The sequence below is a fragment of the Actinomyces sp. HMSC065F12 genome, assembly GCF_001814535.1.
Taxonomy (GTDB): Bacteria; Actinomycetota; Actinomycetes; order Actinomycetales; family Actinomycetaceae; genus Pauljensenia; species Pauljensenia radingae_A.
Genome location: NZ_KV817027.1, coordinates 4526 through 5390, shown reverse-complemented (window position 1 = coordinate 5390; position 865 = coordinate 4526). Strand labels below are relative to the sequence as shown.

Annotated in this window: 1 protein-coding gene; it reads left to right on the top strand. The window is 57.9% G+C overall.

Features of this window, described 5'->3' with window-relative positions:
* The coding region (locus tag HMPREF2975_RS08395; RefSeq protein WP_227469348.1) for a DNA polymerase at positions 1-865 on the top strand (865 nt) is incomplete at both ends.

The window sequence follows — 865 nt, the reverse complement described above, 5'->3', positions numbered from 1 at the left end:
CCCGCCACACCCTCAGTCCTGAACGGCGGCAAACGCAGGAATCCACCATCAGCTGACCCGACCGGGTGGGCGAGGTTTATTGATTACAACCGTCGTGATGTCGAAGTCGAGCTTGCCATCCACGACAGACTGGCTTGTTTTCCGATGCCGGAGTCCGAATGGGACACCTACACGCTCGACCAACGCATTAATGATGCCGGGATTCTTCTCGACCACACGCTGGTTGATAACGCGGTCGGGGTGGATGAGCACCACCGCAACGCGACACTCGCTCGGGCACAGACATTGACTGGGTTGGAGAATCCGAACTCGCCCATCCAACTCAAACAATGGCTCGCATCGCGTGGCTGCGTGCTGGATTCGTTGGCAAAGGCCGAGGTCGATGCCGCCCTCGACACCGCGACTGGCACGGTGAAAGAAGTCCTCGGACTTCGCGGCGATCTAGCAAAATCAAGCGTCAAGAAATACCAAGCCATGCAAAACGTCGCAGGCAGCGACGGTCGAGCACGTGGGCTGATCCAGTTTTACGGCGCAGGACGCACCGGACGTTTCGCCGGACGCCTCGTCCAAGTCCAGAACCTCCCCAGGAACTATCTGCCTGATCTTGACCAAGCCCGAACGCTCGTCAGAACAGGCAACCTCGAGGCACTTGAGCTTCTGCACGAGTCCGTGCCCGACACACTTTCACAGTTGATCCGCACCGCGTTTATCCCTTCACCTGGGCACAGGTTTATCGTTGCTGATTTCTCTGCAATTGAAGCGCGTGTCATCGCCTGGCTAGCAGGAGAAACAACCACCCTGCAAGCCTTCCGCGAAGGTAAAGACCTCTATTGCGAAACCGCGAGCCGTATGTTCGGAGTGCCAG